Below are 22,502 nucleotides of genomic sequence, written 5' to 3' on the forward strand. Positions count from 1 at the left end.
GGGTCTGGGACGCCCCGGCCCGATGGCTATTCGAGTCCGAAGTCCCCCGATTCGGCCGGAGTCGGAAGAGCTGCACGGGGACGGCATCGGCGAGGAGCCGGTAACCGGCCGGATTGAGGTGGAGGTGGTCGCCGACGTCGATCGCCGTCAGCAGACGGACCGGTTGCCGGGGGTCACGGGCCGCCCGGTCGAAGTCGACGACGGCGTCGAAGCGGCCGCTCGTGCGGATCCACAGGTGTTCACCCCATGCCCGTCCGACGGCTGATGCGTTTCAGTGGGGCGAGACGACCCGAGGCCGGCGTCGGCCGCCCGCACGGCGGACGAGGCGACCACGAAGGCGGCGCCGCGAGCAACCCCGCGACCACCAGGCTCACGATCGACGATCTTCGACTCATGGATGTGCGCCCTCCCTGTTCCCCGTGCTGGGGGGGGTCCCAGTGATGCCGGTGAGGAAGCTGAACCGGTTCAGTGGCGCACGCCAAGGCATCCCGCCGAGAGGCCGGGCTACGCTTCCCGGCCGTTCTGCACGGACCACCGTTGACACACTTCAGCGGGCGAACCTACGGTTGCCGGAACGTTCCGGCAACCTCCTGTGCCGGGCCCCGCGCGCCTGCGGCGTGCCGAACGGAAGTGAGCGACCCCATGGGCATCCCGTCCGCCGACTGGCTGGTGCGGCCGATCGGTCCTGTCGACGAAGCCGAGGTGTCGGCGGTGCTCGCGGAGCGGTTCGGGATGACGGGAACCGTCCACGACCTGGGCAGCCAGCAGGACCGCAACTACCGCGTGCGTACGGAGACGGGGGACTACGTCCTCAAGATCGCGAACCCCGCCTCGGACCCGGTCGCGCTGCGCGCCCAGTGTGCGGCCGTGGAACGCCTGGCCGACGCGATGTCCGGGCTGAGGCTGCCGCGAGCCCACGCCGGCGTCGACGGCGAGGTGGTGCAGCGGCTCAGCGCGGGCGGCGTGGATCTCGTATGTCGACTGCTGGACTACGTGCCCGGTGAGCCGATCATGGACAGCCGCTATCTCGCACCACCGGTCGTGGCCAGGCTCGGCGAACTCGCCGGACAGGTCGTGGCCGGGCTCGCCGACTTCGCGGGCGTGGAGCAGGAACGGCCCCGGCTGTGGGACCTGCGCAACGCGCTCACCGTCGTCGAGACGCTCGCTCCCCACCTGCCCGACCAGGAGCGGGCCGCCCGGGTACTGCGCGCGTCCCGGGCCGCGCACACGCTGCTGGAGCCGTTCGTGGACCGCCTGCCGGTGCAGGTGATCCACGGTGACGTCACCGACAACAACGTGGTCTGCGAACCGGCTGCGGACGGCCGCCGGATGCCGGTCGGCGTGATCGACTTCGGTGACCTCGGTCTCGGCTGGACGGTGGCCGAACTGGCGGTCACCTGCGCCTCCGTGCTCCATCATCACGGGGCCGGACCGGCGTCGGTGCTGCCCGCCGTGCACGCCTTCCACACGGTGCGACCTCTCGCGAACGAGGAAGTGGACGCGCTGTGGCCGCTGGTCGTGCTGCGGACCTCCGTCATGGTGGTGAGCGGCCAGTACGACACCCTGTCGGACCCCGGCAACAGTTACGCCTCGGTGGCGCTGGACCGCGAGTGGGCGATGTTCGAGGCCGCGGTGTCCGTCCCGGCCGAGGTGATGACGGCCCAGCTGCGGCACGCCCTCGGCCGCCCGTCGGCGCAGCTCCTGCCGGTGGCCGAACACACGCTGCTGCCCGGTCTGCCGGACGACGTGGCGAGCCTCGACCTGTCCGTGTCGAGCGAGGAGCTGCACACGGGACGCTGGCTGGCGCCCGACGCCGAAACCGCCCTGGCCCGGGCCGCCCTGACGGCCGGACACGCGGCGGTACGGACCCGGCACGGCGAGTTCCGGCTGACCCGCACCACCGTCGACGACTCCGTACCCGCCGCGACCTGCGCACTCGGCGTGGAGCTCCACCTCACCGGTCCTGCGGAGATACGGGCACCCTGGGCGGGCACGGTCACCCGGCACGGCGACGCCGGCGTGACGCTGCACACCGGAGGCCTGGACCTGCTGCTGGACGGCGTCGACGCGGAGGTCCAGCCGGGTCCCGTCGTCTCCGGGCGGCAGCTCGGGACGGTGGCCGCCCGCGAGGGCGTACGAGTGCTGGGCGTGCAGCTCCTCCGACCGTGCGCCACCGGAGGCCGACCGCCACGGTTCGCGCCGCCGGAACTGGCCGCCGGATGGCTGGAGGTGTGCCCCGACCCGACCCGCCTCTTCCTCGTTCCTGACGCCTCTGACGCCCCTGGCGCGCCGTCCTCCGCGCCCGACGACGCGCCGCTCTGCGCCCGCGTCACCCAACAGGCCGTCACGGAAGCGGAGTTGCTGGAGCGGCGCGAGCACTCCTTCGCCACCGTCCAGGAGCACTACTTCGAGACGCCGCCGCAGATCGAACGCGGCTGGCGGCACCACCTGGTGGACACCCGGGGCCGCGGCTATCTCGACATGCTGAACAACGTGACCATCCTCGGCCACGGCCACCCCGGGCTCGGCGAAGCCGTGCACCGGCAGTGGCAGCGGCTGAACACCAACTCCCGTTTCCACTACGCCTCGGTGGTCGAACTCTCCGAGCGACTCACCGGACTCCTTCCGGCCGAGCTGGACACCGTGTTCCTGGTCAACAGCGGTTCCGAGGCCGTGGACCTCGCGCTCCGGCTCGCGTGGGCGGCGACCGGACGACAGGACGTGGTCGCGGTGGAGGAGGCCTACCACGGTTGGACCTACGCGAGCGACGCGGTGTCGACCTCGATCGCCGACAACCCGAACGCGCTCGCCTCACGACCGCCGTGGGTGCACACCGTCGCGGCACCCAACTCCTACCGGGGCCGCCACCGGGGACCGCAGTCGCGGCGGTACGCTCCCGAAGCCGCCGCCAGGATCCGCGAACTGGCCGACCAGGGGCGCCCCTTGGCCGCCTTCGTGTGCGAGCCGTACTACGGCAACGCGGGCGGCATGGCCCTTCCCGACGGATATCTCCGGCAGGTGTACGAGGCCACCCGCGACGTCGGCGGGCTGTGCGTCGCCGACGAGGTCCAGGTCGGTTACGGCCGGCTCGGCTCGCACTTCTGGGGATTCGAACAGCAGGGCGTGGTGCCGGACATCGTCACCGTCGCCAAGGCGATGGGCAACGGGCATCCGCTGGGCGCGGTGATCACCCGACGCGAGGTCGCCGACGCCTACCGTACGCAGGGCTACTTCTTCTCCTCCGCGGGCGGCAGCCCGGTCAGTTCGGTGGTCGGGCTCACCGTCCTGGACGCACTGCGCGACGAGGACCTTCAGACCAACGCCCGCGAGATCGGCGCCCACCTGAAGGACCGGCTCCTCGAACTGGCGGAGCGGCACGCACTGATCGGCGCGGTGCACGGCTCGGGGCTGTATCTGGGCGTCGAGTTCGTCCGGGACCGCGAGAGCCTGGAACCGGCGACCGAGGAGACGGCCGCGATCTGCGACCGGCTGCGGGAACTCGGCGTGATCGTCCAGCCGACCTCGGACCGGCAGTGCGTGCTGAAGATCAAGCCGCCGCTGTGTCTGACCCGGCGGAGCGCCGACGTGTTCGCCGACGCCCTGGACGACGTACTGACGCACGGCTGGTGACACGGGAGATGCCGACCCCCGGATCCGCGGCCGTGCCACCGCCCCGACCCGGCACCCCGCCCACGATCGCCGACGTGGCGCGCGCGGCAGCGGTCTCCAAGACCACGGCCTCGGACGCCCTGCGAGGTCACGGCCGGGTGTCGGGACCGACCCGGGAGGCCGTGCTGGAGGCGGCCCGGCGGCTGGGCTACGCACCCAACCGCAACGCCCGCAGCCTGCGCACCTCCGTCACGGACACCGTCGCGCTCTACTTCCCGGAGTTCCTGACCAGCGCCGAGTACTCCATGGCGTTCGTGTTCGGCGTGGCCGAGCGGGCCGCGGGCGCGGGCCTGAACGTCACCCTGCTGTCCTCCGGTCATCTGCCGCAGCACGGTACGCCCCAGGTGGACGGGCTGGTGCTGTGCGACCCGGCCCCCGAGGACCCGGTGGTCCGGCATCTGATGAACACCGGGCTGCCGGTGGTGACGGCCGAGCGGTACGCCGGTGACCAGCAGCCGACCGGGGTGGTCCGTTCCGACCACGAGGCGTCGATGACCGAACTGCTGGACCATCTGCGCGACTCCGGTGCCCGGCGGCCCGCGCTCATCGCCTCCGAGGCCACCTCCGACTGGTCCCTCACCCTCCAACGGACCCACGCCCGTTGGTGCGCCGACCACGGCGTACCCCTCGTCCTGCGCAGGGCGCCCGTCGGTGCCACCGCTGAGGTACTGCGAGGTGTCGCGCGGGACCTGCTCGCCCAGGAACCAGGGACCGACGCCGTCGTGTGCGCTCCCGACGGTGCCGCCGCGGCCGTGCTGCCCGAGCTGCGCGCCGCGGGCCGCACGGTGGGCGGGGATCTGCTGCTGGCGTCCTGCGTGGACTGCTCGGCGATGCGGACGGCGGAGCCGGCGATCACCGCGATCGACCTGCGCCCCCGCGCGATGGGAGCCGAATGCGCCCGCCTGCTCTGCGAGATCCTGTCCGGCCGGACGCCACCGGGAACCGTGCGCACCCTGCCCGTCGCACTGCACGTCAGGGCATCGACCCGCGCCTAGTGACGCCTCGCTCGGCGCGGCTGCCGTCTCAACCCTCCGCCTGTGGACGTTACTTGGAGGTCGGCGCGACCGCGGCGAGGAGAAGGCGGTCGGATATCGGATGCGGGCGGCCGTTGTCGGACGACGTGGTGGAGATGGAGTAGACGCCCCGCAGGGAGAGGTCCCGGCTGGCGAACATTCCGTTGGCGTAGCCGTAGTCGTGTCCGGTCTTGCCCCAGAGCACGGTGCCGTCCGGCAGCGGGACGGACATCAGGCCGAGTCCGAAGCAGGCGGGGCCTGGCTTGCCGTCCGGAGACAGGCAGTTGGAGGCGTCGGCGTACGGCACCGCCTTGTCGTCTTCGGCTCTGGGGAGGGTGAACATCTCTTCGAGCTGGGCGGTCGGCAGCAGCCGGCCCTGGAAGAGCGCGGTGACGAACCGGTCCAGGTCGGCCGGGGTGGAGATCATGTTGGACGGATCGCCGCCCTGTTCGCTGACGTCGACCGGCGCGCCCGCGCTGTTGATGAGGTAGCCGTGCAGGTAGGGCCGGGGCATCCGAGGGTCGTCCTGTGGCACCGACGTCCGGTCGAGGCCCAGTGGACGCAGGATGCGGGCGGTGACCTCGTTCTTGAAGCTGTGCCCGGTGATCCGCTCGATCAGCTTCCCGGCGATCCGGAAACCGAGGGAGTTGTACTCCTGTTTCGTACCGGGCGCGAACCTCGGTCCCGGCCTCGGACGGTCGGCAGGCCGCAGGGTTTCCTGGATGATCTGATCGAACGTCTGGTAGTCGTACCGATGGGCGATCGTTCGTCGGCGCTCTGTGGTGGAGCCCCTTCGAGCACGTCCGGCAGGCCGCTGGTGAAGTTGAGCAACTGGCGGACCGTGATCGGCTGGAAGGTGTCGGGCAACAGGCCCGGCAGGTAGTGCTGTATCGGTCGGTTCAGGTCGATCCGTCCCTCTGCCGCCAACTGCAGCACCACCGTCGACTCGAAGGTCTTGGAAATGCTGCCGATGTGGAAGTGCGAGTTGTCAGGAATGCGTTTCCCGGTGACGGTGTCGCCGGACGAACCGCGCCACACCTGACCGGGCTCGGCGACGAGCGCGATCGCGCCGGCGGCGTGATCGTCCGGCCTCACCCGCAACGCGGCTTGCAGCGCGGCCGGATCCAACGGGGGCCGGGGCGAAGCCGAGGCGGGGCCCGCTGTTGTGGTGGTAGCGGCGAGGGCCGCGCCCCTACCACCGACACTCGTACCCATGTCTGTCCCGCTACCGGTGACAGCGGTCGCCAACGCCGCGCCGACCAGGCTCAGCACCGCGATCCGACGCACAAGGGGGTTCACGAGGGGTCCTTCCGGTCGACAGCGGCTCACGCGGCCACTGGATGTTGATGTCACCACTCTGGGCCGATCCGAGCCCTTCGGACCATCAGGAGTCCCCCTGACTCGACCCTGAGAACTCCTGAGGCTCCCTCAGGGGCGCTCAGCGACCCCTGGAGAGGGCGAGCGGGTTCCTGGCGTCCCGGTCCCGGTGGCGGAGTTCGGTGGGCGGTGGGGGCGACGGCCTTGCGGCGACCGTGGCGAGGGACGACACGGACTCGGGGGAGTGCCCTGCGAAGGTGGGGTGCCACCTTTCACGGCGCACCCCCGCCCGCGGGCCCGTGAGAAGCGGCTCGCTCACGCGGCATCCCCCCGTTCCAGCCGGGCCAGGATCGCGCGGCCGCGTGCGACGATCTCGGGATCGCGGTGGGGGACACCCCAGGAGATGGCGCTCACGGCATCGAGCGCGGCCAGACACCGAAGGGAGCGCGCCTCCTTGTCGGCGAGCTCGCGGCCGTAGCCCTCGAAGAACGCGGCACGCGGGTCGGGCCGGCCCACCCACGGGCCGCAGGCGAGGCGGACGATGTCGAAGACCACGGCATGCGGCCGGGCCCGCTCCAGATCGACCACCGCCAGCCTGCCGGGCCCGGTGTCGAACAGCCAATTGCGTTCCTGGAAGTCGCCGTGAACGTAGCCGCGGGGCAGCGGGTCCAGCCGCGTCAGCTCGGCGGCATGGCGCCGTACGGTCTCCCGTTCCCGCTCGCCGATCAGGTCTTCGGCACTTTCCAAGTGCCGTTCGGCGCCGTGGACCGCACGGGCTACTTCGGCTGCCGCTTCGGCGTGGTCCTGGGGACTGAGATCGCGCGGCCCGCCGTGGAAGCGGCTCAGCCAGGCACCGGCCTGGCGGTGTACGGCGCGCTGCCGCGCCGGAGTGAGCGGGAGCGACGTGACCACTCGCCCGAGGTGAGTCACCCGATCGAGGGATTGCCCCGGTCAGGAACGTCACTTGTCGCTCGCGACCCGGGCGAGCCAGTCGATCAGGATGCGGTTGACGTCCTCGGGCCGCTCCTGCTGGATCCAATGGCCGCAGTCGTCGAGGAGGTGGGAGGAGAGCAGGCCGGGCAGGGTGGTGGGGTAGGCCGCGATCGCGTCGGCCAGCCAGGTGGTGGACGCGTCCCGACCGCCACCGATGAACAGCGAGGGCTGGGTGAGGGGCGCACCGTCGTGGTCGGCCAGGTCCTCCCAGTCCCGGTCCATGTTCCGGTAGCGGTTCAGGGCCCCCGTCATCCCGGTCCGCTCGAACTCTCCCGCGTAGAGATCGAGGTCGTGCTCGTCGAGCCAGTGGGGCAGCCGACCGGTGGGGAAGCGGTCGCGCTGCGCGCCCCCCGGGCTCACGAAGTGCGGGTCCGGCGCGCCGGGTGCGGGCATGGTGTCGGCGGACAGCGCCGCGTACAGGCCCGCGAGCCAGCCGCGGACGTCGGGCTCGATCTCGGCCTCGGCCCGTCCGGGCTCCTGGAAGTAGGAGCCGTAGAACTCCTCGTCCCCGCCCATCTGCGCGAAGATCTCACTGGGGCGCTGGCCGCCGCGCGGGGCGTAGGGCACGCTGAGCAGTCCGACCGCACGGAACACGTCGGGGCGGACGAGGGCGGAGACGGCGGCGATGTTCGCACCCCAGTCGTGCCCGACGACGATCGCGGACTCCTCACCCAGGGCTTTCACCACGGCGACGTTGTCCTCCACCAGCTCGAGGATCCGGTACGCGGTCGGCGCCTCGGGCCTGGAGGAGCGGCCGTAGCCGCGGACGTCGACGGCGACCGCCCGGTAGCCGGCCGCGGCGAGTGCCGGAAGCTGGTGGCGCCAGGAGTACCAGGACTCCGGAAAACCGTGGACGAGCAGGACCAGTGGGCCGGTCCCCTGCTCCACCAGGTGGGTCCGCCCGGCGGGCGAGGGGACAAGACGGTGGATGCGGTCTGTTGTGGACGGCTGCGGCACGGATCCTCCCACGGGGCTCGACGCGTGGCCGGTGCGGCGAAGGGGCCGGAGCGGCCCGTTCGCCATGCGGCCTCCGGTACTACCGACGATCATGCGGCGGTCGGTGCGGCGCGAGCCAAGCCTGTTGCCGATTCGGCAAAACGCGCCCCGTGGTCGCGGGGCGTGTCGATGATCGGCCGACGCGTCCTAGGCGCCGTGCGCGGCGGCGCGGCGCTGCCGTTTGCCGAGTGGGGCCTGGGACAGGTCCTCGGCCTTCGACCTGAGGTTCTTGTATCCGTAGCCGCGCTCGGTCAGCCACGCCTCCGCGGCGGCCTCGGCGCGCTCGGTCGCCTCCAGGATGTCCTCCTCCGCCTCTCCCGAGTCCAGGAACCGGAACGTGAAGGCGGGCCGGGCCGCGAGGTCGTAGCTGAGGTGCCCCTCGGGGGTGAAGGCGGCGTGCAGCACGTCGTGCGCGGACGCGCGGGCAAGGAGCTCGGCGCGTTGCTCCGCGCCGAGCCCGTCGAAGACGCCGCGGACGGTGACGCGGAAGGTACGTGTGCTCATCCGGCGACCCTAACCAGCGGGCTCGGTGGGACACCACCGTGTTTTTTCGCGAGACGGCCGTCGGCTGAACATCGCACTGCGGGGAATGGCTCGCCGAAAGCGTGCCTCTCGCCGGGCGCCGGTCTGGTCACCCGCCACCGCCGCTTCGGCGCGGAGGTCACGCGGCGTCGTGGAGGACCAGGCCCAGTGTGTGACGCCGCCCGGAACGGACGGTGCTCACGCCGTGCCGCATCGGTCCGGTCGACCAGCCGCGCCGGGAGGCGACGGGCCGGTCGCGGGTGGTGAAGATCAGCCCGTGCCCCTGTGGGAGAGTCGTGGACGATCCCCGCGACTGCGCCCGGGGCCGCTGCTCGGTCATGATGAACTCGCCGCCGGTGAAGTCGACGCCGGGTGCGTCGAGGCCGATGACGACCTGGAGCGGAAACACCATCGCGCCGAACACATCGCGGTGCAGCGCGTTCCAGTCGCCGGGCCCGTAACGCAGCAGGATCTGAGCGGACTTGGTCTGCCCGGCCGCGTGGCACATCGCCAGCCACTCCTCCAGGTCCTCGGGCCAGGGAGCCGGCTGCCGGAGCTTGTCGGCCCAGTCCCGGGCGACGGGCAGCAGCTGCGGATACAACGACTCGCGCAACTCACTTATCAAGTCGGGCAGTTCATGGGTGAAGTAGCGGTACTGGCCGGAACCGAAGCGGTGGCGGGCCATGTCGACGGTGGTGCGGAAGCGGTCGGCCTCGTCGTAGAGCGCCTTGATCCCGTGGCATTCGTCGGGGGTCAGCAGTCGAGTGGTCAGTGCGTGCCCGTGCTCGTTCAGCTCGTCGGTCAGTGCGGTCCAGTCGTTCGCCGCGACGCGGTCGGCGACCGGACCCGCCGGGTGGGTGGTGTCGAGCGTGTTCATGATGGTGGCGATCCTCAGGTGGCCGGGCGTGCGTGCTCCAGGTCGAGGAGCTGCTGCTTGCGCTCCAGACCGGCGGCGTACCCCGTGAGGGAGCCACTGGCGCCGATCACGCGATGGCAGGGGCGTACGAGCAGCAGCGGGTTCGCGCCGATCGCCGTGCCCACGGCGCGCACGGCGGCCCTCGACGCGCCGATCCGCGCGGCGATCTCTCCGTAGCTGACGGTCGTGCCGTACGGGACGGTCTCCACCGCCTTCCACACCCGCTGCTGGAAGTCGCTGCCCGCGCCGCTCACGTATTCGATGTCGAAGTCGGTCAGCACCCCGTCGAAGTACGAGCGCAGCTGCGAGACGATCTCGGTGAACGCCTTCTCGTCCCTGGTCCAGCCGTCCTGGACGACGGCGCCGGACTTCTGGCAGGGCATGGACAGCGAGACCAGCGCCGTGCCGCCCTTCGCGGTGACCGACTCCTCGCCCACCAGCAGCAGCTCGCCCAGAGGGCTGTCGATCGTTGTGTACACCGGCATCGGTCGTGTCCTTTCGAAGTGTGTCTTCGCCGTCCACTCTGCGCCATGGCCGTCACCACGGCTGGCGGAAATCGGACGCGGCGCACGGAAACGAAGGCGCACGAGAACGAAGAGGACCCGTGGACCGTTCACACGCGGTCCACGGGTCCTGTCACTCAGCTCGTCCCCGGGGCGGGGATCAACGTCGTACGAGCCGTACGGACAGCCCGTCCAGCGAGTACACGGGCACGGCCCGGTATCCGTCCGCCTCGACCGTGATACGGGCGAACTGGCCGCGCAGCGACGACGTCCGGAGCACCGGGACGGTGGTGCCGGGGACCGGCGGCCGGTCGGCGTCCAGCCGCAGCGTGAGCGCGCTGTCCCGGCTCAGTACGACCCGTCGCTCCACCGTCAGCGCGGGCACGCGGCCCGCACGGAGCGTCGCCTCCAGGCTCGCGCCGGACGCCTGCGTGTAGCTGCCGCGCACGCGTGCGGACGACGCCGCACCGACCCGCAGGGTCCCGCCGTCCACCCGTACGTCGCCGCATCCCAGCGCACCTGTCGAACCGGTCGTCAGCACGCCCTCCTCCAGCACGGTGCCGCCCGTGTGGGCGTTGTGGCCCGTCAGGGTCAGCGCACCGGTGCCGCGCTTGACCAGCCGGCCGCACCCGGAGATGTCGTTGCGCCAGGTGTCGGCCGCGCTGAAGCCCCCGTCGGCGGCGTTCATGGTGACGTTCACGTCGGAGTCGAAGGCCCCGTACCCGTCCGCGGCGGCGAACAGGTTGAGTCGGCCCCACTGCTCGAAGCCGTCGAGCAGCACGTACCCGGAAGGCAGGGCGGTCGTGCGGAGCACCTCGCGGCGCTGGGCGGCGTCGAGGTAGGGCAGCCGCGTCTCCAGCAGGACCTCGGCGCCCTTGGGCACGGTCATGCTCTCGGAGCGGCCGTGCCGGGTGAGGACGTACGTCAGCCGGGGGGTGAGCGCGCGGGCGTTGGCGGCCCGGTCGGCGTGCGGGTCGGTGGCGACGTCCGCCGAGTGGGCGTAGGCGTACAGGGTGTCCGCCGTCGAACCGGTCCGCTGCTGGAAGTACGCGGCGGCCTGGGCGCGCGCCGCGGCCTTGAGGGCGGCGTTGGCCGGGTCGGCCAGCGTGGCGGCGGCCAGGGCGGTGGCCATGATCCGGCCGCCGATGACGTCGACGGTGGAGTGCATGCCCGCCATGATCCGGGTGTGGCTGAGCTCGTAGGCGCGTGCCACCAGCTCCTGGAAGCGCTCGGGCACCGCGTACGCGTACGCGAGCCCCGCCAGGTGGAAGGCGTTGGTGTGGCCGCTGGGGAAGCCGCCGTCGTCGGCCGCGGTCGTGCCACGCTGCCACAGCAGTTGCGGGGCGACGATCACGTCGGAGTCGTAGACCGGGAAGCCGAGCGCGTCGACCTTCCCCGTGTCGACGACCTCGCTGTTCTCGTTCATGCGCCACGGACGCGGGTACTGGAAGGCGTACTTGCCGGGGTTGCCGGAGGCGTACGGGCCGCGCACCGTGTCCACCAGCTCGGCGACCTTGCCGAGCGCCGAGTCGTGCGAACCGGCACCCAGCGCGGAGCCCGCCGGAGCGTCGGCCGGCACGGCGTCGTTGATCTTTCCGGAAGGAGTGCCGTCAGGAGCGCTGGTGATGGAGGTGACCGCCTTGGCGCCCGTCTTGTACAGGTCGGCCAGCGGACCCAGGCCGGCGATCATCGCGTAACTCTGGTGCTGCCGGTCGTAGATGAACGCCTCCTTCGCCTGTGCGTCGGTGCGGGCGTGCGTGATGCGGGCGCAGTAGCGCATGTTGGCGCGCAGCACCTCGGGCATGAGCGGCGTGCCCGTGTTCCAGGCTCCGCCGGTCTTCCACACCTTGCTCATGCCGCCGAGGATCCTGACCACCGCGTTGGTCTCGGGCGTCAGGTTGGCGAGGACGTTCGTGGTGTAGTCGTCCACGAAGGCGGCGGGGCTCGTCGCGGCCTTCGCGTCCGCGGCGGCGAGCCAGGTGACGACGGTCGGAGCGGCCAGCAGCCCCGCCGAGGCGCCGAGCGAGTTGCGCAGGAACACCCGTCGGTTCAGGGCGCGTTCACGTATGGAGATCGAGGGGACGGACTGCTGCCCGGCTGGTGACGGCATGGATGTGCCTCTCCTGAGTGGAATGGGTCCTCCGACAGCCGGGTGAAGTCGTGAAGCGACTGTGCCCCTGTGGTGAGGACGAGTCATACGAGCGAAGATCTACGGCCGATTCATGTCACGCTTGCGAAGCGCGGGGGGCGGCAAAGTGTCGTACGGGCAAATGCGCCGACCCTGTGCGCCCGTTGTGCGGGCGAACGCGCTCCCGGCGCCGGCTACTTGTCCGGCGCCCGCACCGCGGCAACGCGTGCTGCCCCGCGAGGCGCCGGTCGCCCGCGAGCATCGCGCCACCCGGTCCCCTCATACGAGGGCATGCGCCAACGCCACGGCCCCCTCGACCGGTGCCGCCCGCAACGGCCTGGGCCGTGCCCCGGGTACGCACTCGGTGAGTGACGTCGTGAAGGAGGTGTACAGGGCGGGTTGGGAGAGCACGGTGCTGCCGGCGACCACCACGTCGTCGACGGCGACCCCGCGCTCGGCGAGCCGCACGACGAGCGCGGCGAGCGACCGGCCCCCGTCGGCTATCACCGATCGCGCGATCCGGGAACCTCGCTCCGCGGCCGCGAACACGACGGGCGCGTGCCGACCCCACTCGGCCGACACGTCCGTCGCGCTCTCCAGCGCGGCGCCCAGGGCGGGCACCTCAGTCACCCCGAACGCGGCGGTGAGCCCCTGGGCGAGTTCGTCCGGGGCTTCACCACGGTCGTGCGCCGCCCACACGGCGCGCGCCGCTTCCCGTACGAGACCGGCGGAGCCGCCCTCGTCACCGAGCGCCGCACCCCAGCCTCCGACCTGAACGGGGCTGCCGTCGGCCAGTCGCCCCACCGCCACCGAGCCGGTGCCGGCCACGAGTCCGACACCTTTGTCCAGCCCCGCGGCGGGAACGAGGAGTTCGGCGTCGCCCACCACCAGACAGGGCACGTGGAGGACCGCTTCCAGCGCCGAGCGGAGCTCCGCACATTGCCGAGGCGTCTCGCAGGCGTGCCCGCCGACGGCCAGTGCGGCTGGGCGGGTGTCGACGGGCAGGGCCTCGTGGACCAGTGCCGTCAGCCAGCGGGCGGCGGCGGCCGGTTCGTGCGGCCGCCAGCCGCTGCTCGGCCGGAGGTGTTCGGCGACCGGGGCCGCGCCGACGAGGGCGCGGAGATGGGTCTTGGTGCCTCCCACGTCGATACCGACCACGAGCGGGGAAGAAGGAGTGTCCTGCACGGATCCTCTTTCGTCGTCTGGGCGAAGAGCGCCGAGGAGCATGGCACTGTGCTGAGACGGCGGGCGAACCGTGTCCGGTCGAACAGGAGTTGAGCGAGTCGGGAAGCCCCGGGACGGGCTTCTTGCGGAGCACGGCAGGCGAGTACCGGACTTCGTTAGGAAGTTAACTAACCAAGTACAGTGCGTCAAGAGTTGTCGCGCAGTCGATCGACGGGACGCCGCCGGAGGGCGGCGCCGCGCGGCACGAGGGCATCGCATCGCCGCATTCCGTCACCCGGGGAGCGCGGCCCCTGACCCATGGGGGAACTGTGGAACACGTCGTGACTGAAGCCCCCCGCCTCACCGAGAGCGCCAGCGCGGTGTTCGCCGTCCTGGCCCAGGCCGGCAGCGCCACCCGGCCGCAGCTGGCGAGCCTCGCGGGGCTGTCCAAGCCGACGGTCTCCGCCGCCGTCGCGGAACTGGAGAGCGCCCGGCTGGCCACCCACTCCGGCACCGCGTCCAGCGGCACCGGCCGCTCCGCGGCCGTTTACGGCCTGGGGCCCGCCTCCGGCTCGGTCCTCGCCGTCGACCTGGGCCCGGCCCGCACCCGGGTGCGCGGCTGTGCCCTGGACGGCACCCTGCTCGCCGAGGCGGCCACCCCGCGGGCCCGGGCCGCCGACGCCGTCCGCGAGGCGCTGGCCGCGCTGCCCGCCGGTGCCCCGCTGCGGGCCATCGTGGTCGCCGTCGGTGATGTCACCGAAGCCGACCGTGCGGGCACCGGCATGCGCCCGGCGACCGCCAAGGCCGGGCCCGTCTTCGACGCCGTGTCCGTCGCGCTGCCGCCGGGCGTGCCCGTCCACCTGGAGAACAACGTCAACTGCGCGGCCCTCGCCGAACTGCAGGAGGGCGCCGCGCGGGGCCGTCGTACCTTCGGCTATCTGCGGATCGGCGTCGGTATCGGTCTCGGCATCGTCATCGGCGGCCAGGTGCTGCGCGGGGCCAACGGCGCGGCCGGTGAGCTGGCCCGGCTGCCGTATCCCTGGGACGACGACCGGGAGCCGCGTCAGGAGGCTCTGGAGGCCTATGTCGGCTCGCACGCCCTGCTCCGCCGGGCCGCCCGGGCCTGGCGGGCCGGTGACGGCCCGCGCCCCCGTACTGCCGAGCGGCTTTTCGCGCTGGCCGCCGCGGGCCGGGAACCCGCCCGCGGGCTCGTCGCCCGGCACGCCGCCGACGTGGGCCGGCTGGCCGCCGCCGTGACCGCCGTACTGGACCCTGGGCTGATCGTGCTGGGCGGCAGCACGGGCGCCGATCCGCAGCTCCTGCCGGGGGTGCGGGCCGAACTGGGCCGGCTCAGCTGGCCCACCGAGGTGGTCAGCAGCCAGATCGGGGATCTCGGTACCGTCGTGGGTGCCGCCCGGCTCGCCGTGGCCAAGGGAGTCCAAAACGTGACCGAAGGCGCGCAGGCGAAGGATTGACGGCCTACTTATCGGTCTGCCAATGTCCGGACAAGCGCTTTCTAAGTCGGCCGGGACGCCGACTTGGGGTGAGCGTCCCGGCCGTACCCAGACGTACGGCAGCCCGGCGAGGGCGTGCTCGCGGGCGGCGGCCGTCGAGGCCGGGGACCCCACCCGTCAAGGCGACACGGCCGGGCGAGGCCGTGCCCCCGGAAAGCGAAATCTCCCGCGAAATGCACCCGTGCCGCCTCGGCTGGCGCCGTGCTTCTTCCGCTACGACGAAAAGGGATTGAAGATGACCAGTGTGGGTGTGCGGCGCTCTCGCCGACTCGGCCGCGGCGGCATACGCCGTCTGGTACCTCTCGCTGCCGTGGCCACGGCAGGAGCCCTGCTGCTCTCGGCCTGCGGGTCGGGATCCGGCTCCGGCGGGACCTCCAAGTCGCTGACGTTCTGGATCTCCACGGTTCCGGGGCAGGACGCGGGCTGGAAGAAGCTGGTGGCGCAGTACAAGAAGGACACCGGCGTCGACGTCAAGCTCGTCAACATCCCCTACGACGGCTACCCGACGAAGCTGCACAACGCCGCGCAGGCGAACTCCCTGCCCGACGTGGCGGACGTGCCGGCCCTTGACCCGATCTGGTCGAGCAAGCTGATCGACCTCAGCTCCATCGCCAAGAACAAGACGAACAACATCAACGCCAACTTCCTCGCCAAGGACTCGTCCGGGAAGGTGCTGTCCATCCCCTCGGACGTCACCGCGTCCGGCCTGTTCATCAACGAGTCGCTGTTCAAGAAGGCCGGCGTCGCCGTCCCGACCTCGCCCCAGAACACCTGGACCTGGACCGACTTCATCAAGGCGGCGAACAAGGTCCGGGAGAAGACCGGCGCCAAGTACTCCCTCACGTTCGACCAGTCGCCGTCCCGGCTGCGCGCCATGGTGTACGAGATGGCCGGGCAGTACGTCCACGCGGACTCCTCCGGCAAGTTCTCGGTGGACGCCGCGACCAAGAAGGCCGTGAAGTACTTCGTCGGACTCAACGACGACAAGACCATGCCGAAGTCGGTGTGGACCAGCGGCGCCGACCCGTCGGCCATGTTCCAGAGCGGTGACGTGGTCGCCTACTGGTCCGGCGTGTGGCAGGTGCCCGCCTTCGCGACGAGCATCAAGAAGTTCGACTGGGCGAGCGTCCCGACTCCCGCCGAGCCGGTGCAGGCCAGCGACGTCAACAGCGGCGGCATGATGGTGGGCTTCAACAACAACGGCGCCGCGGCCACCGCCGCGCAGAAGTTCCTGTCCTGGGTGTACGAGCCGGACCACTACCGCGAGCTGTGCGAGGCGTCCGGGTTCCTGCCCGTCGAGAGCGGTCTGAACCCGAAGTACCCCTTCACCTCCGAGGCAGCGCAGGCGGCGTTCAAGCTGTACAACGAGGAGATCCCGCTCTACGCCCCGATCTCGGGTTACTTCAACGGTGCGCAGACCAACTGGGTGCTGAAGGGCAAGAGCCTCACCACCGACCCGACCAAGACAGAGCTCGGCAAGGCGATCAACGGCCAGCAGTCGGTCGACAAGGCCCTGGAGAACATCGTGGCCGGCTACAACCAGCAGGTCGGCGGCGGATCGTAGGCCCGAGGGCCGGGCGGCGGGCTCGAGACGCCGCCGCCCGGCCCTGGGCGCTCACGTGATGCCGGGCCCATGAAGTGAGCCCACAGCAATCCATTCCACCAGCACGGAAGTCAGGAAGATGACAAAACGCGCCGCGGACGTGTCCGTGAGCCCGCCCAGGCGACGACGCAGCACCTACACCCTCGCGCCGCTCGTCCTCATCGCGGCCAATGTCGTGCTCTTCGCGCTGTTCTTCGTGTGGCCGGCGGTGATCGGGCTCGTCTACTCCTTCACGAACTACACGGGCGTGGGGGCGTTCCAGTTCGTCGGAATGGACAACTACCACAACCTGTTCGGGGACTCCGCCTTCTACGACGCGCTGACCCGGACATTGTTGTACACCGTCCTCTTCGTTCCGCTGAACTTCGCGCTGTCGCTGCTCATCGCCAACGTGCTGGTGAGCAAGCACGCCAAGGGTGCGTCGGTGGCCCGCGTCGTCTTCTTCATCCCGTGGCTGCTGTCGCCCATCGTCGTGGGTGTCCTGTGGCGATGGCTGTTCGGTGAGAACTTCGGACTGGTCAACTACGTCGTCGAGAAGTTCGGCGGGTCCGCCGTTCCGTGGCAGTCGAACGCGGACCTGTCGCTGGTGGTGGTAGTGGTGGCGGCGTCCTGGGCCTGGACGGGCTTCTCGATGCTGCTGTTCATCGCGGCGATCAAGAACGTACCGGTGTCGTACTACGAGGCGGCCTCGCTCGACGGCGCCGGTCCATGGCGCCAGTTCATCAGCATCACGCTGCCGAGCATCGCGCCCACCTCGTTCATCGTGATCCTGCTCAACACGATCAACGCGATGAAGGAATACCCGCTGTTCGTCTCCCTCAACAACGGCGGACCCGGAACGTCGAACAACCTGCTTGTTCAGTACATCTATCAGACCGGCTTCCAACGGGGCCAGATCGGCTACGCGAGCGCCGCGTCGTTCGTGCTCATGCTCATCCTGATGGCCGTCGCGATCATCCAGCTGGTCGTCAACCGGCGGGTGGAGAACCGATGACAACCACAGACATGCCACGCAAGGCCGACGCCGGTCCCGGACGGTCCGTCTCCAAAAAGCGGCCCCGCGGTGCGAGCAGCGGCGGGCTCCGGCGGGCGGTACCCGCGACGACACTGCTGTGGATCCTGGCGTGCCTCTACGGGTTGCCGGTGCTGTGGTTCATCCTCAGCTCCTTCAAACCCGCCGGGGATCTGTTCTCCTATCCGCTGACGCTGGTTCCGCACCACCCCACCCTGTCGGGTTACCTGACGGCGTGGCGCAGTGCCAACTTCTCGCAGTACTTCATCAACACGACCCTCGTGTGTGTGATCACGACGATCCTCACGGTGGGAGCCAGCTGCTGCACCGGGTACGCGCTGGCCAAGTACGACAACAAATGGCTCAAGGCGTTCTTCATCTGCATCCTGGCCACCACGATGCTGCCGGGCGAGGTCATGCTCGCCCCCGAGTTCCTGGTGGTCCGCAACCTCGGCCTCTACAACTCGTTCGCCGGCATCATCCTCCCGGCCGTGCTCACCGCGACCGGATGCTTCATGTTCCGCCAGTTCTTCCTGACGGTTCCCGACGAACTCGTGGAAGCCGCACGCATCGACGGCGCCCGCGAACTGTCGATCTTCCTGCGGATCATGGTGCCGCTCTCCCGGCCCATCATGCTGACCCTCGCCATCCTGTCCTTCCAGTGGCGGTGGAACGACTACATCTGGCCGCTTCTGATGCTGAACGACCCCAACAAGTTCACCGTGCAGATCGGCATCCAGAGCATCGTCGGCGCGCAGAACATCAACTGGTCGGTCCTGCTCGGCGCATCGGTCATCTCCATGATCCCGCTGATCGTCATCTTCCTGGTCTTCCAGCGCTACGTCATGGGCGCCGACATCAACGCCGGACTGAAGGACTGACCATGTCCACCCCGCTCGACCACGAGTTCGTCCGCGCGGTGGCCGGCGCCGCCGACCGGCTGGCCGCCCCGCTGGCGGCCGGCCCCGACGAGGAACCCGTCGGTGTGACCCACCGCGCCCTGGCACGCCGGGTCAAGACCCTGGTGGCGGCGTACCGTTCCACGGACTCGGCACTGCACGGCAGCGGGCGGGTCGTCGCCGCCACGATGGTCCACCTCGGCGCCCTCCGGGCCGCGCAGACCACCACCGGCCTCTTCGCCGGCGGCGACAACGTGCAGTCACCGCCGGACTCCGCGTTCACCGTCAACGACGTGTGCGACGCGCACGTCCTCGCCGCGGGCGCGGGGCCGGAACTGCGTGACGTCACGGCCGCGCTCGCCGAGATCGCGGGCGCCGCCTCCGGCAGTCTCCTGACCGGTGGGGTGCACACCCCGAACCACCGCTGGGAGCTGTGCGCGGCGCTGGCCCGGCTGCACCGGTCGTTCCCGGACAGACGGCTGCTCGACCGTGTCGACGCGTGGCTCGCCGAGGGCGTCGACATCGATGCGGAGGGCCTGTACTCGGAGCGGAGCGCCAACTACGCGGCCCACGTGTCCAACCCGTCGCTGCTGCTCCTGGCCGCCGTCCTCGGCCGCACCGACCTGTGGGACGCCGTCGAACGCAACCTCACCGCGACCCTGGACCTCATCAGACCGGACGGCACGGTGGAGACCGTCCACTCGCGACGGCAGGACCAGAACCAGCCCTTCCCGCTGGCGCCCTACCTGCCGCACTACCGGCTGCTCGCGATCCGCACCGGCCGACGCGACTTCAGCCGGGCGGCGCGGCTGGCGGCCGCCGGCGGCATCGACGACCCCGACCTGCTCGCCGAGACCCTCCTCACCCCCGACCTGTGCCGTGTGCTGCCGAAACCGGCGCCGGAACCCCTTCCCCGCGACCGGTACATCACCACGGCGCGCCTTGCCGCACGTGCCTCCGCCACCGCGCACAGCGTCCTGTACGGCGGCTCGGACGTGCCCGAGCACCGGCGCATCCGCTCGGGCCTCGCCTGCAATCCCACCTTCCTGCGCCTGTTCGCCGGCGACGCCGTCCTCGACGCGGTCCGCCTCTCGCGGGGATTCTTCGACCTGGGCCCGTTCCGCGCCGCCGGCATGCGACAACTCGCCGACCACCGGTTCCGGCTCACCGAAACCCTCACGGCCGCCTACTACCAGCCGTTCCCGCCGGAACGGCGACGGGACGACGGCACCTACCGTGTGGCGGACGAGGGACGCTTCTCGGCCGCGATGGCCTTCCCGGACCGGCCTCGGGACGAGGTCTCCCACACGACCCGCGTCGAAGCGGATCTGAGGGAGGACGGTGCCGACCTGCGGATCGACATCAGCGGACCAACGGTGCCCTGGGCCCTCGAACTGACCTTCCGGCCGGGCGGTGTGCCGGAGGGCGCCGTACCGATCGGCGAGGGACACTGGTGTCTGACAACCGGGCCGATGACCTACCGGGTCGGTGACGACGAGATCCGGGTCGAGGCCGACGTCGAGGCAGGCGAACCGCTCGCCGGGCCGGACCGGGGCGACGTACTACGGTACGACCCGGGGCAGGACCACACCGTGGTGGGCGGCACCGACGCGACGACCGGGCCCCGCGTCTACATCGGTGGGCACGGCCCTCACACACTGACCGTCGCACTGCGCGCCCGCCGTCCCTCGCCCGTCGTCTGACCCGACAAACCACGCCATGGCCACCTCCGGCATGAAGGGCCGATCCACCCGTGCACCTCCTCCGCCAGCTCGGCCCGCTGCACAACCTGCCGGACACGCCCGAGGCGTATGACGCGGTCCTCGCCGACGTGGTGGAGCAGGCCCTGGCCCGCCTCACGCCTGAGGGCAATCTCGAACACCCCGACCGTGTGGACGACATCGGCGACACCTCCCTCGGCGTCACCTCCCTGCTGGCGCTCGCCTGGCAGCGCAGGAAGGACCCACGTCTGCCGGAGGCCGTCGGCCGCGGCCTGCGCTTCCATCTGCGGGAGCGCGTCTTCACCGAGGACAACCCCGGCTACCCGAACCTGAGGAGGCGTGGCTCCGGACTGCCGCACGCCCGCTACGTGCTGGAGGACGGCGCCCACCCCATCGGTGACTGGCCGAGCACGGTGTGGCCTTGCTCCAAGCGGTCAACATCCTGGGCACGGCCGACCCGGTCGTCCCCGACGAGGACCGCCGCGAACTGGTCGAGCTGGCGCACGGCTACTGGCTGTGGCTGACCGAAGCGACCTTCTTCAACCCGCAGGAGGCCGGCAACCAGGCCATCGGCTGCGTCGTCGGTGGGCTGATGCTCGCAGGCCATCTCCCCACGGCGGAAGGGGAGTCGGTTCGCGCCCGGGCGATGAGTCTGTACGCCGACGAGATCCGCGCCCGCCGCGTCCGCGACCGGGGTGCCCTGCTGCCCCCGGAGCACGGCGGCGCGTACGACAACAACTACGGGCCGATCTCCCTCTCCTTCCTCGCCCAGGCCCACAAGGTCAGCGGGGAGCCGGTCTTCGCCGAGGACGGGGACGTGCTCGCCCGGTATCTCGACGCTCGTCTGACGGTGGGCGGCTTCGACATCGGCGGGCCGCGCTACAGCGAACAGCACTCCGGCTTCGAGGCCGTGCTCGGCCTGCGCCACTTCGGCCGGCGGATCGGCGCCGACCTCGGCCGCTACCGGGGCGACACCCGCTGGGGCCGGCACGCGGTCGGGCCGGACGGCGCGATCGACGGCCACTTCGCGTTCATGCTGGTCTGGCAGATCCAGGACGCCACGCGCTGGCACCGGACGCCGTCGAGGAACCCCGCACGGCATCAACTGCGCGCGGGCACGGTCTCGGTGGCCTTCGACCAGCGGATGACCCCGTCACTGGTCGAGGCGGCGGGCACGTACTACCTGCCCGCCGCGGTCAACCGCCAGCACGGCTTCGGTCCGGTCGTCGACGGCTTCCTGCTCAGCCGCCCCATGGGCGAGGTACGGGTGCGCGACCTCGAGAGCGACGGCCTCAGCGCCAAGCTCGTCACCAAGCCGGTCGTCGGCCGCGACCACGTGCTGCGCCACGTCCGGTCGTTGTACGTCACCGACGGCGTGAGCCTGTGGACCACGGTCGCCGTCGAACGCCTCGACGGGACGCCGTACCTGCTCGCCGGACTGCCGTACGCCACCGACGACGGGGACCGGGTGCGCAGGACCGCCGACGCCGCCGTGACCTCGGCCGGCCCGCTCAGGCTGACACATCCACGAACGGACGGCGTGGACCTCTTCGACGCCCGCTCCGAGACGACCCAGGAGCTGGCGGCGTTCGCCCTGGCCGCGGACCCGCGGGGCTACGGCAACCCGGACGAGGGCTGGCGCCACCTCGTCACCTCCACGGCGCTCGAAGCCGCACCGGCTCCCGGCGCCCCGCACGACCTGCACGTCTTCGCCGTGCGCTACGGCTCCCCGGGCCCGCTCGCCCCCACCTTCGCAGACACACCGGCGGGCCTGACGATCAGCACCGAGGCGTTCACCGCGCTGATCGGGAATCCCGCGGGTGATGACCGAGGGGAACCCGCGCTGGAGCTGCGGCGGCGGTGACCTCCCTGCCGACCACCAGGTCGGCACGGTCCCGTGTCGCGGCGACCAGGTCGGCGTTGTGCTGGTCCGTGCCGAGCACCCAGGCCACCGCCGTGTCGTGGTCCTTGCCGAACTCCTCGTGGCGGGCGACGAGACGACGTACGCGCTCCTCCTCGTCGAGATCGCAGAACCACACCTCGTCCAGCCGTGACCGTACGCGCGCCCACGCCCCGTCCCGCAGCAGGAGGTAGTTGCCCTCGGTGATGATCAGGCGGGCGCTGCGGAAGACCGGGACGGCGCCCGCGACCGGCTGCTCCAAGGTCCGCTCGAAGCCCGGCGCGTAGACGATGTCGTCCTCCTCCTCGTCACGCAGCCTGCCCAACAACGCCGCATACCCCGCCGCGTCGAAGGTGTCCGGAGCGCCCTTGCGGTCCCGGCGGCCCAGCCGGTCCAGCTCGACGTCCGCGAGATGGAACCCGTCCATCGGCACATGCGCGACCCGGCCGGGCGCGTCGCCGTTCAGCTCCCTGACCAGGCGCTCGGCCAGCGTCGTCTTGCCCGCGCCAGGGCTTCCCGCGATCCCGAGAATCGCACGCCGATCGGGGCGCACCAGCGCCGCGGCCCGCTCCACGAGGTCGTCGAAGGTCATGAGCGGGGCCTGCGCACGACCGCTGTCCGGCCCACCAGGT

At 71.2% G+C, this 22,502-nt stretch carries 17 protein-coding genes and 2 pseudogenes; 8 read left to right on the plus strand and 11 right to left on the minus strand.

Features of this window, described 5'->3' with window-relative positions; translation table 11 throughout:
* Positions 1 to 61 precede the first annotated feature (61 nt).
* Positions 62 to 232, minus strand: a pseudogene (locus AAFF41_RS45590) (SGNH/GDSL hydrolase family protein); the annotation flags it as partial.
* A 410-nt stretch (positions 233 to 642) separates the two neighbouring features.
* On the opposite strand from AAFF41_RS45590, the gene AAFF41_RS45595 reads away from it, so the two are divergent.
* Positions 643 to 3,630, plus strand: a complete 2,988-nt coding sequence (locus AAFF41_RS45595) for an aminotransferase (protein ID WP_343325922.1) — start codon at positions 643 to 645, stop codon at positions 3,628 to 3,630.
* Between the two features lie 8 nt (positions 3,631 to 3,638).
* Entirely contained in the window at positions 3,639 to 4,664 is a 1,026-nt protein-coding gene (locus AAFF41_RS45600; protein ID WP_343325923.1) for a LacI family DNA-binding transcriptional regulator, read from the plus strand.
* A gap of 49 nt (positions 4,665 to 4,713) precedes the next feature.
* Here AAFF41_RS45600 and AAFF41_RS45605 read toward each other — a convergent pair whose 3' ends face one another.
* The 9 genes from AAFF41_RS45605 to AAFF41_RS45645 all read right to left on the minus strand — a co-directional run bounded on the left by AAFF41_RS45605 (position 4,714) and on the right by AAFF41_RS45645 (position 13,242).
* On the minus strand, positions 4,714 to 5,409 hold the full coding sequence (locus tag AAFF41_RS45605) for a serine hydrolase domain-containing protein (protein ID WP_343326459.1): 696 nt from the start codon (positions 5,407 to 5,409) through the stop codon (positions 4,714 to 4,716).
* Positions 5,298 to 5,810, minus strand: a complete 513-nt coding sequence (locus AAFF41_RS45610) for a serine hydrolase domain-containing protein (protein WP_343325924.1) — start codon at positions 5,808 to 5,810, stop codon at positions 5,298 to 5,300. The genes AAFF41_RS45605 and AAFF41_RS45610 overlap by 112 nt, the downstream gene beginning before the upstream one ends.
* Positions 5,811 to 6,314: 504 nt before the next feature.
* Positions 6,315 to 6,911 (minus strand): aminoglycoside phosphotransferase family protein, encoded by a 597-nt coding sequence (locus AAFF41_RS45615; RefSeq protein WP_343325925.1) that lies wholly within the window; start codon positions 6,909 to 6,911, stop codon positions 6,315 to 6,317.
* Positions 6,912 to 6,959: 48 nt separating this feature from the next.
* A complete protein-coding gene (locus AAFF41_RS45620) occupies positions 6,960 to 7,949 on the minus strand; it encodes an alpha/beta fold hydrolase (RefSeq protein ID WP_343325926.1) in 990 nt (329 codons plus the stop codon).
* Between the two features lie 186 nt (positions 7,950 to 8,135).
* Positions 8,136 to 8,492 (minus strand): DUF6204 family protein, encoded by a 357-nt coding sequence (locus AAFF41_RS45625; RefSeq protein WP_319750487.1) that lies wholly within the window; start codon positions 8,490 to 8,492, stop codon positions 8,136 to 8,138.
* A gap of 157 nt (positions 8,493 to 8,649) precedes the next feature.
* Positions 8,650 to 9,387 carry a 2OG-Fe(II) oxygenase gene (locus AAFF41_RS45630; RefSeq protein WP_343325927.1) on the minus strand — a complete coding sequence of 246 codons (738 nt, stop codon included), beginning with the start codon at positions 9,385 to 9,387 and terminating at the stop codon, positions 8,650 to 8,652.
* A gap of 14 nt (positions 9,388 to 9,401) precedes the next feature.
* Positions 9,402 to 9,911 carry a methylated-DNA--[protein]-cysteine S-methyltransferase gene (locus tag AAFF41_RS45635; protein WP_343325928.1) on the minus strand — a complete coding sequence of 170 codons (510 nt, stop codon included), beginning with the start codon at positions 9,909 to 9,911 and terminating at the stop codon, positions 9,402 to 9,404.
* A 178-nt stretch (positions 9,912 to 10,089) separates the two neighbouring features.
* Positions 10,090 to 12,039 (minus strand): phosphatase PAP2 family protein, encoded by a 1,950-nt coding sequence (locus tag AAFF41_RS45640; protein ID WP_343325929.1) that lies wholly within the window; start codon positions 12,037 to 12,039, stop codon positions 10,090 to 10,092.
* 297 nt (positions 12,040 to 12,336) lie between these two features.
* Positions 12,337 to 13,242, minus strand: coding sequence for a BadF/BadG/BcrA/BcrD ATPase family protein (locus AAFF41_RS45645; protein WP_319750483.1), 906 nt, complete (start codon positions 13,240 to 13,242; stop codon positions 12,337 to 12,339).
* Between the two features lie 320 nt (positions 13,243 to 13,562).
* On the opposite strand from AAFF41_RS45645, the gene AAFF41_RS45650 reads away from it, so the two are divergent.
* The 6 genes and pseudogenes from AAFF41_RS45650 to AAFF41_RS45675 all read left to right on the plus strand — a co-directional run bounded on the left by AAFF41_RS45650 (position 13,563) and on the right by AAFF41_RS45675 (position 21,834).
* The gene (locus AAFF41_RS45650) at positions 13,563 to 14,696 is read left to right on the plus strand and encodes an ROK family transcriptional regulator (protein WP_319750482.1); all 1,134 of its coding nucleotides are present in this window, start codon (positions 13,563 to 13,565) and stop codon (positions 14,694 to 14,696) included.
* 274 nt (positions 14,697 to 14,970) lie between these two features.
* The gene (locus tag AAFF41_RS45655; RefSeq protein ID WP_343325930.1) at positions 14,971 to 16,299 is read left to right on the plus strand and encodes an extracellular solute-binding protein; all 1,329 of its coding nucleotides are present in this window, start codon (positions 14,971 to 14,973) and stop codon (positions 16,297 to 16,299) included.
* Positions 16,300 to 16,417: 118 nt separating this feature from the next.
* On the plus strand, positions 16,418 to 17,332 hold the full coding sequence (locus AAFF41_RS45660) for a carbohydrate ABC transporter permease (protein ID WP_319750480.1): 915 nt from the start codon (positions 16,418 to 16,420) through the stop codon (positions 17,330 to 17,332).
* Entirely contained in the window at positions 17,329 to 18,231 is a 903-nt protein-coding gene (locus AAFF41_RS45665; protein ID WP_060900886.1) for a carbohydrate ABC transporter permease, read from the plus strand. The genes AAFF41_RS45660 and AAFF41_RS45665 overlap by 4 nt, the downstream gene beginning before the upstream one ends.
* Before the next feature lie 2 nt (positions 18,232 to 18,233).
* A complete protein-coding gene (locus AAFF41_RS45670) occupies positions 18,234 to 19,952 on the plus strand; it encodes a hypothetical protein (RefSeq protein WP_343325931.1) in 1,719 nt (572 codons plus the stop codon).
* Between the two features lie 50 nt (positions 19,953 to 20,002).
* Positions 20,003 to 21,834: pseudogene (locus tag AAFF41_RS45675) on the plus strand (hypothetical protein).
* Here AAFF41_RS45675 and AAFF41_RS45680 read toward each other — a convergent pair.
* Positions 21,764 to 22,462, minus strand: a complete 699-nt coding sequence (locus AAFF41_RS45680; protein WP_343325932.1) for a nucleoside/nucleotide kinase family protein — start codon at positions 22,460 to 22,462, stop codon at positions 21,764 to 21,766. The pseudogene AAFF41_RS45675 and the gene AAFF41_RS45680 sit on opposite strands and share 71 nt — an antisense overlap.
* Positions 22,463 to 22,502: the final 40 nt, after the last annotated feature.

Origin of the sequence: Streptomyces mirabilis (assembly GCF_039503195.1) — a bacterium.
GTDB lineage: Bacteria > Actinomycetota > Actinomycetes > Streptomycetales > Streptomycetaceae > Streptomyces > Streptomyces mirabilis_D.

Bases quoted from the DNA above. Each gene is read 5' to 3' on its own strand.
- AAFF41_RS45595 (WP_343325922.1), top strand. From the start codon at position 643: ATGGGCATCCCGTCCGCCGACTGGCTGGTGCGGCCGATCGGTCCTGTC.
- AAFF41_RS45600 (WP_343325923.1), top strand. From the start codon at position 3,639: ATGCCGACCCCCGGATCCGCGGCCGTGCCACCGCCCCGACCCGGCACC.
- AAFF41_RS45625 (WP_319750487.1), bottom strand. From the start codon at position 8,492: ATGAGCACACGTACCTTCCGCGTCACCGTCCGCGGCGTCTTCGACGGG.
- AAFF41_RS45630 (WP_343325927.1), bottom strand. From the start codon at position 9,387: ATGAACACGCTCGACACCACCCACCCGGCGGGTCCGGTCGCCGACCGC.
- AAFF41_RS45635 (WP_343325928.1), bottom strand. From the start codon at position 9,911: ATGCCGGTGTACACAACGATCGACAGCCCTCTGGGCGAGCTGCTGCTG.
- AAFF41_RS45640 (WP_343325929.1), bottom strand. From the start codon at position 12,039: ATGCCGTCACCAGCCGGGCAGCAGTCCGTCCCCTCGATCTCCATACGT.
- AAFF41_RS45655 (WP_343325930.1), top strand. From the start codon at position 14,971: ATGACCAGTGTGGGTGTGCGGCGCTCTCGCCGACTCGGCCGCGGCGGC.
- AAFF41_RS45660 (WP_319750480.1), top strand. From the start codon at position 16,418: ATGACAAAACGCGCCGCGGACGTGTCCGTGAGCCCGCCCAGGCGACGA.
- AAFF41_RS45665 (WP_060900886.1), top strand. From the start codon at position 17,329: ATGACAACCACAGACATGCCACGCAAGGCCGACGCCGGTCCCGGACGG.
- AAFF41_RS45670 (WP_343325931.1), top strand. From the start codon at position 18,234: ATGTCCACCCCGCTCGACCACGAGTTCGTCCGCGCGGTGGCCGGCGCC.
- AAFF41_RS45680 (WP_343325932.1), bottom strand. From the start codon at position 22,462: ATGACCTTCGACGACCTCGTGGAGCGGGCCGCGGCGCTGGTGCGCCCC.